This is a genomic window from Streptosporangium sp. NPDC051022 (assembly GCF_040683035.1).
GTDB lineage: Bacteria > Actinomycetota > Actinomycetes > Streptosporangiales > Streptosporangiaceae > Streptosporangium.
Genome location: NZ_JBFBCF010000005.1, coordinates 375408 through 392015, shown reverse-complemented (window position 1 = coordinate 392015; position 16608 = coordinate 375408). Strand labels below are relative to the sequence as shown.

Below are 16608 nucleotides of genomic sequence, written 5' to 3'. Positions count from 1 at the left end.
CACCCGGTTACATTCCGAACCCGGAAGTTAAGCTCTTCAGCGCCGATGGTACTGCACCGGGGACGGTGTGGGAGAGTAGGTCGCCGCCGGACAATTTTTCGGAAAAGGGAGGATCGTCCCCTCGGTTGAGGGGGTGGTCCTCCCTTTTTGGCGTTCCCGGAAGAGGGTTCCGGGGGGTTTTCCGGGGGTGTGTGGGGGGTTGTGGGGGTTCTTCTTCGGGTGTTTTCCGGTGGGGGCTGGAGGGGTTCGGAGGGGGTGGGGGACGTGTCTCGTTCGCGGGGGGCGGTCCCCCCTTTTTTTGTTTTCGGGGGTTCGGCGGGAGCTTTCCGGTGGGGACTGTGACCGGGGTTCGCCGGGTTGCGCGTGGTGCATCGGCGCCGGTCGGGTCTGTGGCGGTGTTCGCCGTACCGGCGCTGTGAAGACGCCTTGTGAGGCGGTGAATCAGAGCGTGGGAGGACTCGTGAGGCGGTGGTGCAGAGCGGAGGCGGTGGTGCAGAGCGTGGGAGGAGCCGTACTGGCGCTGTGAAGAAGTCTCGCGGGCGGTAGAGCGTTGGGGTTTTGGGCGCGGTGTGGGGACGTCTCGTAGGCGGTGGGGCAGAGCGCTGTTCGCCGTACCGGCGCTGCGGAGTCGTCTCGTGGGTGGTGGAGCGCGGGAGGGGTTTTGGGCGGTGTAGGCGAGGGGGAGCTTCGAGGACCGCGGGGCTACCGGGCGTGGAGTTCGCCGGAGAGTACCGTCACGGCCCGGCCGGCCAGGTCGACCCGGTCGCCTCGCACGGTCGTGTGGACCACGCCGCCGCGCTGGGAGAGCTGGGCACCGATGAGGGTGTCGGAACCGAGTTTGCCCGACCAGTACGGCGCGAGCGCGCAGTGGGCGGAACCGGTCACCGGATCCTCGGGGACACCGACCCTGGGGGCGAAAAACCGGGAGACGTAGTCCACGCCCGGCTGCGATGCTTGGGCCGTAACGATGATCCCTCTCGCGTCCACGGCCTCCAGCGCGCGGAGGTCTGGGGAGACGGTCCGGACCGCCTCCTCGGACTCGACCTCAACCAGGTAGTCCCACACGTTCTTACCGATCCATCGAGGCTCGACCCCGAGCGCTTCCAGCAGCCCTTCCGGTGGAGTCGCCTCCTCAAGGACCTTGGCGGGGAAGTCCATGCTGATCAGACCTGTTTCGTCCCTGGTGGTGGACAGGATTCCGCTCCTCGTCGCGAACCGGAGGGTTTCCGGGGCCGATCCGGCGGAATACAGCACGTGCGCCGTCGCCAGGGTGGCGTGACCGCACAGGTCCACCTCGACGGCGGGGGTGAACCAGCGGAGTGAGTATGGCTCGCCGCTCTCCCCGCTGAGCAGGAAGGCTGTCTCGGAGTGACCCATCTCCGAGGCAAGATCCTGCATCCAGGCGTCCGGAACCGGATTGTCCAGTAGGCAGACTCCTGCGGGGTTACCCTTGAAAAACTGGTCGGTAAACGAATCGACCGTATAGATATGCATGACGTCACCCTAGCTGTGGAGGGGATGAAAGGCTCAAAACGGGTAGATGGCTCAGACAGACCGGTGCGCTAGCCGTACAAAGTGGGAATATGCGCTGGGCGTGTCGCGCGGCGAACCTTACTTCGTCGGTTACCGTCCAAGAGTGTAGGGACAGGCCGAGCACGGCGTGGTCCTGTAGGAAAGGACGAGCCGATGGGGGCAGTGCGTAAGGTGGCGAACTACCTTGGCCTGGGCGGTGCGGAGGATTACGACGAGTCCTACGACTACGAGGACGAGGTCGACGGCGAGAGCGAAGACTGGCAGCCGGCCTCCGAGCGCGCGGCCAAGCGCTGGCGCGCGATGGTCGAGCCGTCGCGGATCGTCATGCTCACGCCGCGCAAGTACAACGACGCCCCGACCATCGGCAAGCACTTCCGCGAGGGCCGCACCGTCATCATGGACGTCAACTGCATGAGCACCGCGGAGGCCACCCGGATGGTCGACTTCGCCGCGGGACTCGCCTACGGCTGCGAGGGCCACATCGAGCGCATCGCGGAGAAGGTCTTCCTGCTGGCCCCCGCCGACGTGGAGATCACCACCGCCTGACCTCCGAACCGGGGGGGCGTGCCCCGCGCCCTCAGCCGGCCCGAGGCCCCCTGCGCAGCAGGCGGGTGAGTTCAGCCAGGTCGGAGGTGGCTCCCTGGGCGCGCTTTTCGGCCTCGCGGCCGTACTCGTGCAGCGCCCACACCGCGCCGTCGGCCAGTTCCCGCAGCTCGGAGAGCTGTTTCGTGACGTATTTCGCGTCTGCCCGCTCCCGCTGGCGGCGGCGCCAGAGCTGGTGGGCCCCCGCCGCGGCCAGAAGCGGCGCCAGCGCTGCCGCGGGCAGCGCGTCCGGGACGGTGATGGCGGCGACCAGGGCGACGGATCCGAGGGCGAGCAGCGCGTAGGCGAGCCAGGGCAGTCCCCGGTCGGGGACGCCTTCCTCGGTGATGTGCCGTTCCGCCGAGGCCATCGACTCGGGGTCGGGTCCTTCGGGGCGGAGGATCACACGGTGGCCGAGGAGAGGCATGGTGACCGACTCGGGCGGGATGACCTGGGTGGCCTTGGCGAGGCCTTCCGCGACGGTCCGCACGATCGGTGCGGCGACGTGGAGCGCGATGGGAGCGAGGGAGGAGTCCGAACAGGGGCGCAGGTCGGTGATGAGGTGCTCGACGAGCGGTTTCGTCGCCCCGTCGGCTCCGTCGTGGTTCTCGGGGCGGCCGCCGGGCCCGGCGGAGCCGTCCGGTCCATCGGAGACGATCAGGTGGCGCAGCACGGCCAGCACCTCCTTCTCGGCACACGCGCTCGAAAGCCTGCCCGTACGGCCCGCGGACCTCCCGTCGGCACTCGCCCGAGCCGTGGTGATCTCGGTGCAGCGGCCGAGCAGGCGGGTCAGCTGGGCCGAGGCCTGAACCGGCTGGGCGAGCTCGGGCAGTTCGGCCAGCTCGGGGAAGTCGACCAGGGAGGGCGGGACCACCATCGACGGCTCGTGCGGGGTCAGCGCGCTCAGCCATCGGGCGGGTTCGCTCCGGGAGGGCACGGCGACCGCGTCGAGCTTGCGTAGTACGAAGATCTTGCCCGCGGGGCCGTAGGCGCCCTGGGCGGCGGCGAGCCAGAGCGCGCGCTGGCCGCGGGTCACCGGGCGTTCGAGGGACAGCTCGCCGAAGGCGATGCCCATCCAGGAGGCGTGGATCCGGTCGCCCTGCCCGGACAGGGCCAGGGCGAGGCAGAGGAAAAGGGCGGTCCGCCGCTCGTCGAGCTGGGCGGCGCGGCCCAGCGGCTTGAGCGCGTCCTCGCCGCGAACGAGCAGCACGAGGGCCTCGACGGCAGGGGACAGCCAGTAGCCGGGGACGTTCGGTGACTTCGGTGGAATCGTGGAGAAGGCGGCGTCGGCGGCCAGGTCAGCCAGGAGCGCCTCGGCGTAGCGGCGCAACTCCGTCCTGGCGTGAGGGTTCGCGGTCAGGTCCGTGCTCAAAGCAGAGAACTCTCCGAAGTTGTGACCGGTGACCGCGCCAGCGTAGTGCGATTCGGTCATCCCCGGCGGGAGGCGCGCCGAACCCAACTTTGCCGGATGATCGCCTTGATATGGCAAATCAAGGCGATCATCCGGTGAATGGCTCACATACGCTCGGGCACCGGGACGCCGAGCAGCTCCAGGCCGGTGTCCAGCACGCGCAGGGTGAGCGCGCACAGGGCGAGCCTGGAGGCGCGGGTGGCCTCGTCCTCGGCCTTCAGGACGGGGCACTTCTCGAAGAACGCGGTGAAGGCGCTCGCGGTGTCGAAGAGGTAGGAGGCGAGCTTGTGCGGCGCCGAGTTCGCCGCGACCTCCGCCACGACCGCGCCGAACCCGAGGAGCTGCAGGGCCAGGGCGCGCTCCTCCGGGCGGCCGATGACGATCGGGCCGGTCGCCTCCGCCGGGTCGACCCCGCCCTTGCGGAAGATGGAGCGGATCCGCGCCTGGGCGTACTGCAGGTAGGGGCCGGTGTTGCCGGTCAGGGCGAGCATGCGGTCGAAGTCGAAGACGTACTCGCTGTCGTGGCTGACCGACAGGTCGGCGTACTTGACCGCGCCCATGCCGACGGCGTGGGCGATCTCCTCGCGCTGGGCCTCGTCGTAGTCGCTGTCGCGGATGACCTCGGCGGCGCGGACCTCGGCCTCGTCGAGCAGCTCCAGGAGCTTGATCGACGCGCCGCTCCTGGTCTTGAACATCTTGCCGTCGCTGCCCAGCACGCTGCCGATCTGGATGTGCTCGGCGCTGACGTGGTCGGGCAGCCAGCCGGCCATCCTGGCCGAGTCGAACAGCATCGACATGTGCTGGGCCTGGGTCGCCCCGATCACGTAGAGGATCCGGTCGGCCTTGAGGTCCTGGACGCGGTAGCGGATCGTGGCCATGTCCGTGGTGGCGTAGCCGTACCCGCCGTCGCTCTTGCGGATCATGAAGGGGAGCGGCTGGCCCTCGCGCCCGATGTAGCCGGGCGGGAAGACGCAGAGCGCGCCGTCGCTGACGACGGCGATCCCGCGCTCCTGCAGCTCGTCACAGACCTGGGCGAGCATGGGGTTGTACATGCTCTCGCCGGCGATGTCGTCGTCGGTCAGCGTCACGCCGAGCTGGGTGTACACCTTGTTGAAGTAACGGACCGTGGCGTCCATGAAGATGTGCCACAGCCGCATGGTCTCCGGCTCTTCGGCCTGCAGGGTGACCACCCGTGAGCGGGCGCGCCTGTTGAACTCCGGGTCGGCGTCGAACTTCGCCCTGGCCGCCTGGTAGTAGGCGTTGCCCTCGCCCGCCTCCAACTGGGCGACGGCGGCCTCCTCACCGATGTCCAGCAGGTGCTCGATGAGCATGCCGAACGGGGTGCCCCAGTCACCCAGGTGGTTCTGCCGGATGACCTTGTTGCCAAGGTGCTCGTGGACGCGGGCCAGCGCGTCGCCGACGATGGTCGTGCGCAGGTGGCCGACGTGCATCTCCTTGGCGGCGTTCGGCGCGGAGTAGTCGATCACGACGATCTGCGGCACGGACGACGTGGCGACGCCGCCGTGCGGGTCCGCCAGCGTCTCGTTCGCCTGGGCGGTGATCCAGTCGTCGGAGAGGGTGAGGTTGAGGAAGCCGGGGCCGCTGATCTCGGCCGTCCCGGGGAAGTCGACGAGGTGGTCGACGATCCCCTGGGCGACCTCCCGCGGGGCCCGTCGCAGTCGCTTGCTCAGGCTCATCGCCACGTTCGCCTGGTAGTCGGCGAACTGCGAGGGACGGATCAGCGGGTCTGCGTCGGAGTACTCCGGGCCGAAGGCGTCGGCCAGCGCCCGCTGGACGCGTTCGGTGAGTACAAACTGCGGGTCGGTCATAAATCAAGGGTATCGGTTGGTCCACCGTGACCTTGCGATTTATCAGGGGATCGCATGTTGTCGGGGGATCGCATGATTTTGAAGACGATCGTCAGGACGACCGCGGCCACGGCGCCGACCGCGATCGCGACGAGGTCGTCGACCGGGTCGCCGGGGGCGAGCGCGAAGAACTCCCGGCTCGGCGGGAAGGCCACGGCCTGTACGAACAGCACGGCCATGGCGGCCACCAGCGCGACACGCCACCAGAGGTACGGCCGGGCGATCAGGACCAGCACCCACCACGTGGTGACGAAGAGCGTGATCACCGCCGCGGTGCGGTTCTCCGCCAGCGTGGAGTCGTCGAGCCCGGCGAGCAGGTACGACACGTAGACGGCGGCCGCGCAGATGACTCCGGCGGGGATCGCCAGGCGGAGCACCCGCGGTACGAATCCGGGCCTGGCCCGTTCGCCGCTCGGCGCGAGCGCGAGGAAGAAGGCGGGGATGCCGATCGTCAGCGCGTTGACCAGGGTGGAGTGCCGGGGCGTGAACGGGAAGACGAGCCCGATGACCCCGGTGAGCAGCGACAGGACGAGCGCGTAGAAGGTCTTGGTGAGGAAGAGCGTGGAGACGCGCTCGATGTTGGCCAGGACCCGTCTTCCCTCCGAGACCACGGAGGGGAGGCTGGTGAAGTCGTCGTCCATCAGCACGACCTGGGCGACCGCCCTGGTGGCGCCGCTGCCCGATCCCATCGCCACGCCGAGGTCGGCGTCCTTGAGCGCCAGGACGTCGTTGACGCCGTCGCCCGTCATCGCGACGGTGTGTCCCCGGGAGCGCAGGGCGCCGACGAAGAGCCGTTTCTGGTGCGGGCTGACCCTGCCGAAGACGGTGTTGGCGTCGAGGATCTCGGCCAGCTTTCCCGGATCGTTCTCCGGCAGGGTGCGGGCGTCGACCGCGTTCTCGCCGCCGGGGACGTTCAGGGAGGTGGCGATGGCCGAGACCGACTCGGGGTTGTCACCTGAAATGATCTTTATGGTGACGCCCTGTTCGGCGAAGTAGCGCAGGGTCTTGGCGGCCTCCGGCCGGATCCGCTGCCTGAGCACGACGATGGCCGCGGCCTCAGCCCGGTCGCCGCCGACGGGGTCGGCGCCGGGGCGGCCGTCGTCGGCGTGGCTCCCGGCCGTGTCGTCCGCGGCGGCGTGACCGCCGCCACCGTGGTCACCGTCGGTGTGACCGCCGCCGACGTGGCTCTCCGTACGGCCGCCCGCGAGGGCCGGGCGGACCTGGCCGTCCAGGGAGGCGACCCGGCAGAGGGCGAGCACGCGCAGGCCGGTGGCCGCCAGCTCCTCGGCCTCTTCGTACTCCGGGCTGCCCGGAGTGAACAGGACGTCGGCGGCGCCGAGGACCCAGGCGCCCCGTCCGGCGAACTCCGCTCCGCTCCACTTGCGGGCCGAGGAGAAGGGCACCTTGGCGGTCGCGGTCCAGCCGGGCGGGGGATCGGGGTGCTCGGCGCGGATGGCCAGGGCGGTCGGGTTGGGGTTGTCGTCCAGGCCGGCCAGCGCGCTGAGGGCCTCGTGGGCGGGCAGGTCGTCGCGGAGCACGCGGACCTCGCCGAGGGTCATGCCCCCCGAGGTGAGCGTGCCGGTCTTGTCCAGGCAGAGCACGTCGACCCGGGCCAGGACCTCGATCGCGGGCAGCTCCTGGACCAGGCAGCGGCGGCGTCCCAGCCGGACCACGCCGACCGCGAAGGCGATGCTCGTCATCAGGACGAGGCCTTCGGGGATCATGGTGACGATGCCCGCGACCGCGCCGGTGATGGCCTGGCCGAAGTCCTCCGCCTTCCTGAGCTGGCTCCAGACGAGCAACGCGCCGACGGGGACCACCAGCCAGGTGATGTAGGCGATGAACCGGGTGATGCCCGCGCGCAGCTCCGAATGGGACAGGTTGAACTTGCTCGCCTCCTCGGCGAGCCTGGCCGCGTAGGCGTCGCCGCCCACCCGGGTCGCCACGTAGCACCCGGTGCCCGCGACCGCGAAGCTCCCGGAGAGCGCCTGGTCGCCGGGGGCCTTGTGCACCGGGTCCGCCTCGCCGGTCAGCAGGGACTCGTCGACCTCCAGCCCGTCGGAGCCGACCACCTCGCCGTCGACCAGCAGGCGGTCGCCGGGACCGAGCAGGACCAGGTCGCCGAGCACGACCCGCCGCGGCGGGATCTCGACGTCCACCCCGTCCCGTCTGACCCTGACCGGGGCCTCGTTGACGACGGCGAGCCGGTCGAGGGTGCGCTTGGCCCGCATCTCCTGGACGATGCCGATCGCGGAGTTGGCGATGATCACCAGCCCGAACAGGCCGTCCTGCCACTGACCGAAGATCATGATCAGTGCCCAGAGGACGGCGATCACCGCGTTGAACAGGGTGAAGACGTTGGCCCTGACGATCGTCCAGGGCGATCTGCTCGATCGCCTGCGGACCTCGTTGACCTGTCCACGGGCCACCCGCTCGGCGACCTCGGCCGTGGTCAGCCCCCGCTCGGCCAGCTGCTCCACGCTTCCCCCCGAGATTCCTGCGGCCCTCTCACCATACGTTGGGCGCGCAGTACCGGGTGGTGTCGTGCCGGGAAACATCGCGCCGGGCCAGGGCGCCGGGGCATGCCGGTCGGGACTCCCGGGCCGGGGGAACCCGCCGGGGAGCACCCGTGATCGAGGGGAACCGCGGCCGAGGGGAACCGTGATCGGGGGGACGGGAAGAGAGCGGGGGGCGGCCCGCGGTCACCAGAGGCGGTGGGGGCGGTGTGAGGCGGCGAGGCGCTCGCCGATGCGGTTCACCACTCCGTGGCGGGCCAGTTCGTCGGCGAGCACGCACGCGGCGCTCACGCCTCTGGCCTGTGAGGCGCCGTGCGCGATGACCACGGTCCCGTTCAGGCCGAGCAGTACGGCGCCGCCGTGCACCTCGGGGTCCAGCCGCCGGTACAACCGCTGGATCTGCTTCCTCTGCAGCAGGCCTCCGAGCCGGGCGGTGCGGCTGTTCTGGATCGTCTCGCGGAGCTCGGCGAAGGCGTATCGGACACTGCCCTCCATGGTCTTCAGGGCCACGTTGCCGGTGAAACCGTCGGCGACGATGACGTCCACGACTCCGGTGAGCAGGTCGTGCCCTTCGACGTTGCCCGCGAAGTTCAGGCCGGGAGCGGCGGAGAGCAGCTCGTGTGCCCGTTTGACGAGCTTGTTGCCCTTCTCCGCTTCGCTGCCGATGGTCAGCAGGCCGACCCTGGGGCTGTCGATCCGCAGGGCGGTCTCCGCGTAGGCGGTGCCGAGGTGGGCGAACTGCACCAGCATCTCCGGCTTGACCTCGGCGTTCGCCCCGGCGTCCAGCAGGATGGTCGGGGTGGGGAGGGTCGGCAGGGCGACGGCGATGGCCGGTCGGAGCACTCCCGGCTGGCCGCGCAGCCTGAGCTTGCCGGTGGCCACGATCCCGGCGGTGGACCCGGCGGAGACCGCGGCGGCGGCGTCGCCGCGCCGTACGAGGTGGCAGGCGACGGCGATGCTGGAGCGCGGGCGGCGCAGGCTGGCGAGGGCGCCCTCGTCCATGGCCAGGGCCTCCTCGGCGCGGATGATCGGGATCTCGGTCGTGGCGTCGTGGCGGGCGAGGGCCTCCTGAAGGAGGTGAGGGGCGCCGACGAGGACGACGCGGAGGTCGTGCTCCCTGACGGCCTGTACGGCCCCCGCCACGATCTCGTCCGGAGCGTGGTCGCCGCCCATCGCGTCCAGTGCGATGGGCAGGGTGGCCGGTGTGACGCGGGCAGCGTCGGTATCAGGCAAGCGGTCACCTCGTGCGGGATGGTTTGTCCGCATCGTAGGCGGGGTTCCTGCCTGGTGACGCCGCCGGGGGGATCAGGGCCTGTCCGGGAGGTTCCAGTCGCTTCTCTCCCTGGCCACGATGATCTTTCCAAAAGCGGCCCTGCCGACGACCCTGATGACGGGGCCGCCGTCCGCGCCGAGGCCGCCCGAGATGCCGCGTTTGGCGAACAACGCGCTGACCTCGTCGATGACGTGGGCGTTCTCCGGAACCCGGACGATCAGCTTGCCGCAGAAGGAGTTCACCTCAAGGGTGATCTCGCGCCCGGGCAGCACCGCGTCCGACAGGTCCACGATCAGCGCCCCGAAGGTGGCGTTCAGCGTCGTGTGGCGCCCGGCGATCCAGCGGCCGCCCTTGATGACCTTGCTGAAGACGGCGCTGACCTCCTGCCGGGCGATGGCCGGTTCGCCGGCCGAGGTCGTGGTGCCGGGCAGGTCGTCGATGATCGGGGCGAGCTCGCCCACGGTGACTGCGTTGTAGGTGGCTTCCAGACGGTCGGCGTGCTCGAGGCTGGTGAGACGGCCGGTGGCGAGGGCCTCGGCCAGCACGGTCGCCACGCGGTCGCGGTCGGCGTCCGACGCGCGGAGCGCGGGGTTGGCGGCGGCCGTGAGCGGGACGGGGTCGTGGGAGGTCATGTGAGGGATTGTACGACCAATCGAGATATATCGCGATAGCTGTGCGGCTGGGAGCTCGCTGGATATCGGAACCGGCCGTAGAGCGTTTTGGTCCGGGTATATAAGCGCCAACGACGCGCGAGTAGCAGGAGAGGTTTACATCAAGAACGATAAAAAAATGGAAGGAAGCCTCAGTGAGCTTGCAAGAGGGCTCTGCGCGCGGGTTCCGGGCCTACACCACGAAGCATCTCGACGACTTGCTGCGGAGGGCCGGCCTCGACGCCGAGGAGCGAATCAGGGTCAGGGCGGTCGCGGCCGTACTGCCTTTCCGCACCAACGCCTATGTGGTGGACCGTCTCATCGACTGGTCCGCCGTGCCCGACGATCCCATTTATCGTCTGGTCTTCCCACAGTCGGACATGTTGCCCGAACCGGACGTCAGCCGGTTGGCGGGCCTGCTGAGAGACGACGCCCCGCCCGCGGAGATCCAGGCGGTGGCGCACGGGATCAGGGAGCGGCTCAACCCGCACCCCGCGGGGCAGCTCGATCTCAACGTTCCCCATGTCGGCATGGATCCGGTGCCGGGTATGCAGCACAAGTATCCCGAAACCGTGCTCTTCTTCCCCAGGCAGGGGCAGACCTGTCACGCCTACTGCACCTACTGCTTCCGGTGGGCGCAGTTCGTCGGCGAGCCCGAACTGAAGTTCGCCTCCGACGACGTCGCGAACCTGGTCGGCTACCTGAAGAACCATCCTCAGGTGACCGGAGTGCTGCTCACCGGCGGCGATCCCATGATCATGGGGGAGTCGGTGCTCCGCCGCTACGTGGAGCCCCTGCTCGAACTGGAGCAGTTGGAGTCCGTCCGCATCGGCACCAAGTCGCTGGCCTACTGGCCGCAGCGCTTCGTCTCCGATCCCGACGCCGGCGACACGCTGCGGCTGTTCGCCTCCGTGGTCGAGGCGGGCAAGCACCTGGCCCTCATGGCGCACTTCTCGCATCCGCGGGAGATGGAACCGTCCATCGTGCGGGAGGCGGTGACCCGGATCGGCGACACCGGCGCGGTGATCCGGACGCAGGCGCCGCTGATCAGGTCGATCAACGACCGCCCGGAGACGTGGTCCTCGATGTGGCGCGGGCAGGTCGCGATGGGCATGGTGCCCTACTACATGTTCGTCGAGCGTGACACGGGGCCACAGGACTACTTCGCCGTGCCACTGGTCAGGGCGTACGAGATCTTCAGGGACGCCTACTCGCGTGTCTCCGGGCTGTGCCGTACGGTGCGGGGCCCCTCCATGTCGGCCACGCCGGGCAAGGTCTGCGTGGACGGCGTTGCGGAGATCGCAGGTCAGCGGGTCTTCGTGCTCCACTTCATCCAGGCGCGCGACCCGCGGCTGGTCGGACGCCCCTTCTTCGCGCGTTACGATCCGGCGGCCGTGTGGCTCACCGACCTGCGGCCCGCGTTCGCCGACCGGTTCCCGTTCGAACCGGTGACCGCCGCCTGGAGCCTGTACGTCTGAGAGCCGTGTGTTCGGCGGCCGTCCGCGTGTGCTCCAGGACCGTTCCCGGGTCGTACGGCATGACCGCCGCGGGGAGACGCCCGGGAGTTCCGCCAGAGGAGACCCCGGCGGAGGGCTGAGAGGTGCCTCGAACGGCCTGGTGGACGCCGTACGGGCTTGTCCGCCCACCGGAGGCCCCCGCGAGCCCCGGGCTCTCTTCGGGGGTCCTGGAGCCTTCAGGGGCCTGCCGGGGCTGAAGGGGCCCGGCGGACCTCGTCGGTGTGGTGCGGAGGTGGGTGTCTCGGCCGGGGGAGGGAACCGTGACGGGAGGGAGTCGGTGGGTCAGGAGTTCTGGGGGTTCGGGGGACGCACGGAGGTGCGGCGGGCGATCTGGGCTTGAAGTCTGGCCATCTGCCAGTGCAGCTCGATGAGCTGCTCGGTCAGCTGGAGACGCGGAATCTCGGACGGGTCCTCTGTGGCCAGGTGGTCGATCGCGGTCGACAACTCTTGCATCGCGCGCCCCCACTCCATGACGGCTTCCTAGGATCGAAACAACGTTCGAATCATAGCGGAACGCCGATCGCGGTGTCAGTTGATTGGCCGCCGGTGCGCTTCCTCCGCTTTTCGCCGTCGGGGGAAGGGAGTGAGGTGGGTCCACGACCTGGGAGAACGCCGGGCCCGCGAAGAGGTGGGGCGCGACACGCCGAGAGGCGCGACACGCCGGGGGCCGGGTACGGCCCGCCGGCGTCGCGATCGCGGGAGCGCTCAGGTCGCGATCGAGAAGACTCAGGTTTCGTAGACCGGGGCGATGTATCCACGGGCCAGGGTGTGGGCGGTGATGTTGAAGCCCACCACGGCCGCCGGGGAGTCCGGCCCCACGTCGAGCTTGTCCACGTCGAGGGCGTGCACCGCGAACAGGTAGCGGTGCGGCCAGCCGGGCGGCGGCGCGGCGCCGCCGTAGGCGTTGATGCCGTAGTCGTTGCGGCCGTGCACACCGAAGGAGGTGCCCGGGGTCCCGGCGCCCGCGGGCAGCTCCGTCACGTCGGCGGAGATGTCGAACAGCAGCCAGTGCCAGAACCCGCTGCCGGTGGGGGCGTCGGGGTCGAAGCACGTCACCGCGTAGCTGAGGGTGCCCTCGGGGGCACCCGACCAGCGCAGGTTCGGGGAGATGTTCTGCCCGTTCGATCCCCAGTCGTCGAACACCTGGGCCAGGGACATGGTCTCGCCGTCGCGGACGTCGTCGCTCTCGACGGTCAGCGCGGGGACCTGGGGCAGGAAGTCATACGGAATCGGTGGCCGTGAGGACACGGATTCACCTCCGGTGGAAGCGTCGTTTCGGTCGCTCCACATCCTGCCCTGTCGCCAGGTGCCGTTGGCGGATTCCACTCCGCCGCCGGGCGGTCTCCCTCCGCCTCAGGCGTTGTAGGCGGCGAGGACCGCCTTCGGGTCGCCGTCCATCTTGATCTTGCCCTTGTGCAGCCAGATGACCCGGTTGCAGGTCTCCTCGATCACGTCGAGGTTGTGGGCGACCAGGAAGACGGTTCCGGCCTCCTCGCGCATCTGCATGATGCGCTCCTGGCTCTTGCGCTTGAACTCGCGGTCGCCGGTCGCCAGGGCCTCGTCGATGAGCAGCACGTCGTGCGCCTTGGCCGAGGCGATGGCGAAGCGGAGCCGGGCGCCCATGCCCGAGGAGTAGGTGGACATGGGGAACTGCACGAACTCGCCGATGCCGGAGAAGTCGACGATCTCGTCGTACTTCTCCTTCACCTGCGTGGGGTTCATGCCCATCGCGTAGCAGCCGAGCACGATGTTGCGCTCACCGGTCAGCTCGCGCATCAGCGCGGCGTTGACGCCGAGCAGGGAGGGCTGGCCGTCGGTGTAGACCGCGCCCGAGTGCGGCGGCAGCAGCCCGGCGATGGCGCGCAGCAGCGTCGACTTGCCGGAGCCGTTGCGGCCGATGATGCCGATGGCGTCGCCGTGGTGGGAGACGAAGGACACGCCGCGGACCGCGTGCACCTCCTTCATCTCCGGCCTGCCCTGGCGCTTGACCAGGCGCATGAGGGCGTTGGCCGCGTTGCCCTTCTGTGTTTCCGAGGCCGCGCCGTACACCCGGTAGATGATGTGCAGGTCGTCCACGATGACCGTCGGGGTGCCCGCGCGGGGATGACGGGGAGGCTCCGGGTCGGGGTGCACCCTGACGTCCGTGCTCGGGACGCCGGGCTTGTCGGCCTTCACTTGGGGCAGCTCCTCGGTCAACTCAGCCACGGCCGTACTTCTCCTCGGCTCGCCAGAAGTACCAGAAGCCACCTATCAGGGCGAACACCGCCCAGAATACGCAGGTGAACCACACCCAGGATCTAACGGGGTGGCTCTCGATGAGCAGGTCCCGCATCAGCTCGATGTACGCGGCGGCCGGATTGAAGTACATGAGATCGGCGACCCACTGGGGAAGGTGGGCGCTTTCAACGACCTTGTCCTGAATGTAGAAGAACACGCCCGAGGCGTAGAGCCAGGTGCGCATGATGAAGGGCAGCAACTGGTTCAGGTCGCGGGCGGTCGAGCCGATCCTGGCCAGGACCAGGCTGGCGCCGATGTTGAACATCGTCTGCAGCAGCAGGGCCACCGGGATCAGCAGCCACAGCACGGTCAGCGGCTCGCCGGTGATCAGCACCAGCACGAACAGCACGCCCATGGAGATCAGCAGCTGCTGGAACTCCTGGATCGTGTACGCGAGCGGGAGCGCCGCGCGGGGGAAGTGCAGGGCGCGGATCAGCGACAGGTTGCCGGAGATCGACTTGGCGCCGCCGCTCACCGAGCGCTGGGTGTAGGTGAAGACGAACATCCCGGTCATGAGGAAGGCGGGATAGTTCTCGACCTTCTTGCTCGCGCCGAGGATCAGGCCGAACATCAGCCAGTAGATCGCCGCGTTGAGCAGCGGCGTCAGGACCTGCCAGAGCTGGCCCAGGGCTGAAGTGCTGTACTTCGAGACGTTACGCGACGTGGCGTACGTCATGACGAAGTGCCGTCGCTCCCACAACTGACGCAGGTAGACGGGCAGGCTGGGGCGTGCGATGGCACGCCGAAGTCCGTAACGCTCGGCGAGCTTGGCCAGCGGCTCCTGCTGATTGGCAGGGGTACCGTCACTCGGGCCGCCCGCCTGGGCGTCCGCGACCGCGGATTCCGGCTGGCTCATGGCAAGGACTCTATTGGATGTGAGTGGATGGAGTGCCTGCGGCGGTGTTCCGCCGCACACATTGGACGGGATCTCCGGGAAAGAGGTTCCAGGGCAATTGTGCGGTTCGCCGTCGAGCCTCCGGCCCTTTGGACCTCGTCAACGTTAGCCCAGCCGCAGGTCGCTCGTGAGCAATGGACGCGAGCATCCGAGAGGCGGGGGTATTTTTGCGTGACCCATCCTGTCCCACATATACCTCTATGTCGTTTTCGTAGCTTCCTGTGGGTTTGGACGGGCCGGGCCGGTGGTCGTGTGATGCCCGGCCGCTCCGGCGTGACCGAACTGCAACATCACAGAGACAACTCGGTGTGGAGCGGTACGGGATAGTCGCGTCCGACTGGTGTGGCGTCGGTGCGTCGGCCGGTACGGCGGAGACGCGGGAGCGCGAGACCCTCAGCCGGCCGTCCGGCCCTCGGGAATTCATGGCGACGTCCGCCTGCAAAGGGAGGAAACACCGTAATGCGCGTTACTAAGGGCGCACAGGTCATCGCTGGTATCGCGCTGCTCGCCCTGGGCCTGGCCGCGTGCGGCGGTCAGGCCGCCACGGACAAGGCGGCGGGTGACCCGCCCATCCGTATGAGGGTCGCCGAGCCGCAGAAGCTCTTCTACCCCGGCGACACCATCGAGACCGAGGGCGCCGAGGTCCTGAACGCGGTCTTCGCCCCGCTGGTGAAGTACAGCGACGACAAGCAGGTCGTCGACAACGTCGCCGAGTCGATCAAGACCACCGACAGCAGGGTCTGGACGATCAAACTCAAGTCCGGCTACACCTGGCACAACAAATCGAAGCTGGTCGCGCAGAACTACGTCGACGCGTGGAACTTCGCCGCCAACCGGGACAACGCCCAGGGCGCCAACAGCTTCTTCAGCCGCATCGAGGGCTGGGAGGACCTGAACCCTCCGGAGGGCCAGCCGGTCAAGGTCACCAAGATGAAGGGCCTCAAGGCGCTCAACGAGAGCACCTTCCAGGTCACCCTGAGCAAGCCGTTCTCGCAGTTCAAGACGATGCTCGGCTACGTGGCCTTCTATCCGCTGCCCGAGGTGGCCTTCGGTCCCGACGGCAAGGTCACCGAGGCGTACGCCAAGCAGCCCATCGGCCAGGGGCCCTTCAAGATGGACAGGCCCTACAACAAGGGCACCGACCAGACGATCGACCTGACCCGGTACGACGACTTCCCCGGCCCGAAGCCCAAGTTCGACAAACTCCAGTTCAAGATTTACGCCGACTCCGAGACGGCGTTCAACGACCTGCGCGCGGGCGAACTGGACATCCACGACGCGCTGCCGCCGGCGACGATCGCCAGCGCGAAGGCCGAGTTCGGTGAGCGCTACATCGACCAGGCGGACGCGGGTGTCGGCTACATCGGCTTCCCGCTGCAGTACAACGACACCTACTCCAACGTCAAGGTCCGCGAGGCCATCTCGATGGCCATCGACCGTAAGACGATCACCGAGACGGTCTTCGCCGGGACCCGAGCCCCCGCCGACGACTTCATCAACCCGCTCCTCGACGGCTACCGGCCCAACATCTGCACGGTCTGCACCTACGACCCGGCCGGGGCCAAGAAGCAGTACGAGGAGAACAACGGCCCCAAGAAGGTGGAGCTGGGCTACAACTCCGACGGCGCGCACAAGGAGTGGATCGAGGCCATCGCCAACAACCTCCGCGCCAACCTCGGCGTCGAGGTCACGGTCAAGCCGTTCGAGAAGTTCGCCATCCTCCTCGACGGCCTGGTCAAGAAGGAATACGGCGGCATGTTCCGGATGGGCTGGTTCATCGACTACCCGTCGGTCGAGAACTACCTGACCCCGGTCTTCTCCACGGTCGCCATCAAGACCGGCTCCAACTACGCGGGCTGGTCCAACAAGGACTTCGACGCGGTCCTCGCCCAGGGCGACGCCGCCCCCACGCTGCAGGACGGCCTGAAGTACTACCAGCAGGCCGACGACATCCTGATCAAGGAGCTGCCCTACATCCCGGTCTTCTACTACCGGACCAACGCCGCCTACTCCCAGCGCATCCGGGGCCTGAAGATCAACCTGATCAACCTGGTCGAGTGGGACAAGATCGAGAAAATCGGCTGAC

Annotated in this window: 13 protein-coding genes and 1 rRNA gene; 4 read left to right on the top strand and 10 right to left on the bottom strand. The window is 68.7% G+C overall.

The features are described 5' to 3' along the window. Positions 1-92 (top strand): 5S ribosomal RNA (rrf, locus tag AB0N02_RS12900); the annotation flags it as partial. A gap of 610 nt (positions 93-702) precedes the next feature. On the opposite strand, the gene AB0N02_RS12895 is transcribed toward rrf, so the two are convergent. Continuing rightward, on the bottom strand, positions 703-1494 hold the full coding sequence (locus AB0N02_RS12895; protein ID WP_363945405.1) for a PhzF family phenazine biosynthesis protein: 792 nt from the start codon (positions 1492-1494) through the stop codon (positions 703-705). Positions 1495-1686: 192 nt separating this feature from the next. Between AB0N02_RS12895 and sepF the strand changes: the two genes are divergently transcribed. Next, positions 1687-2079, top strand: coding sequence for a cell division protein SepF (gene sepF, locus AB0N02_RS12890; RefSeq protein WP_363945403.1), 393 nt, complete (start codon positions 1687-1689; stop codon positions 2077-2079). 31 nt (positions 2080-2110) lie between these two features. Here sepF and AB0N02_RS12885 read toward each other — a convergent pair whose 3' ends face one another. From AB0N02_RS12885 to AB0N02_RS12865, 5 genes are all read right to left on the bottom strand, one after another. Continuing rightward, positions 2111-3487: a hypothetical protein gene (locus AB0N02_RS12885; protein WP_363945401.1), complete on the bottom strand. Its 1377-nt coding sequence runs from the start codon at positions 3485-3487 to the stop codon at positions 2111-2113. A 143-nt stretch (positions 3488-3630) separates the two neighbouring features. Next, the gene (gene argS, locus AB0N02_RS12880; protein WP_363945399.1) at positions 3631-5355 is read right to left on the bottom strand and encodes an arginine--tRNA ligase; all 1725 of its coding nucleotides are present in this window, start codon (positions 5353-5355) and stop codon (positions 3631-3633) included. Further along, positions 5352-7952, bottom strand: coding sequence for an HAD-IC family P-type ATPase (locus tag AB0N02_RS12875; RefSeq protein ID WP_363945397.1), 2601 nt, complete (start codon positions 7950-7952; stop codon positions 5352-5354). Before AB0N02_RS12875 ends, argS begins: the two co-directional genes overlap by 4 nt. 144 nt (positions 7953-8096) lie before the next feature. After that, entirely contained in the window at positions 8097-9143 is a 1047-nt protein-coding gene (gene plsX, locus AB0N02_RS12870; protein ID WP_363945395.1) for a phosphate acyltransferase PlsX, read from the bottom strand. 72 nt (positions 9144-9215) lie between these two features. Next, entirely contained in the window at positions 9216-9815 is a 600-nt protein-coding gene (locus tag AB0N02_RS12865; RefSeq protein WP_363945393.1) for a DUF1707 domain-containing protein, read from the bottom strand. 173 nt (positions 9816-9988) lie between these two features. On the opposite strand from AB0N02_RS12865, the gene AB0N02_RS12860 reads away from it, so the two are divergent. Next, positions 9989-11311 (top strand): lysine 2,3-aminomutase, encoded by a 1323-nt coding sequence (locus tag AB0N02_RS12860; RefSeq protein ID WP_363945391.1) that lies wholly within the window; start codon positions 9989-9991, stop codon positions 11309-11311. Positions 11312-11632: 321 nt separating this feature from the next. On the opposite strand, the gene AB0N02_RS12855 is transcribed toward AB0N02_RS12860, so the two are convergent. From AB0N02_RS12855 to AB0N02_RS12840, 4 genes are all read right to left on the bottom strand, one after another. Further along, entirely contained in the window at positions 11633-11803 is a 171-nt protein-coding gene (locus AB0N02_RS12855; RefSeq protein ID WP_363945389.1) for a hypothetical protein, read from the bottom strand. 273 nt (positions 11804-12076) lie between these two features. Next, positions 12077-12598 (bottom strand): YbhB/YbcL family Raf kinase inhibitor-like protein, encoded by a 522-nt coding sequence (locus AB0N02_RS12850; RefSeq protein WP_363945387.1) that lies wholly within the window; start codon positions 12596-12598, stop codon positions 12077-12079. Positions 12599-12703: 105 nt separating this feature from the next. After that, entirely contained in the window at positions 12704-13555 is an 852-nt protein-coding gene (locus AB0N02_RS12845; RefSeq protein ID WP_363945385.1) for an ABC transporter ATP-binding protein, read from the bottom strand. Continuing rightward, a complete protein-coding gene (locus tag AB0N02_RS12840) occupies positions 13548-14483 on the bottom strand; it encodes an ABC transporter permease (protein WP_363945383.1) in 936 nt (311 codons plus the stop codon). The genes AB0N02_RS12845 and AB0N02_RS12840 overlap by 8 nt, the downstream gene beginning before the upstream one ends. A 498-nt stretch (positions 14484-14981) precedes the next feature. Here AB0N02_RS12840 and AB0N02_RS12835 point away from each other — a divergent pair, with 498 nt between their 5' ends. Beyond that, positions 14982-16607: an ABC transporter substrate-binding protein gene (locus AB0N02_RS12835; RefSeq protein ID WP_363945382.1), complete on the top strand. Its 1626-nt coding sequence runs from the start codon at positions 14982-14984 to the stop codon at positions 16605-16607. Position 16608 lies beyond the last annotated feature (1 nt).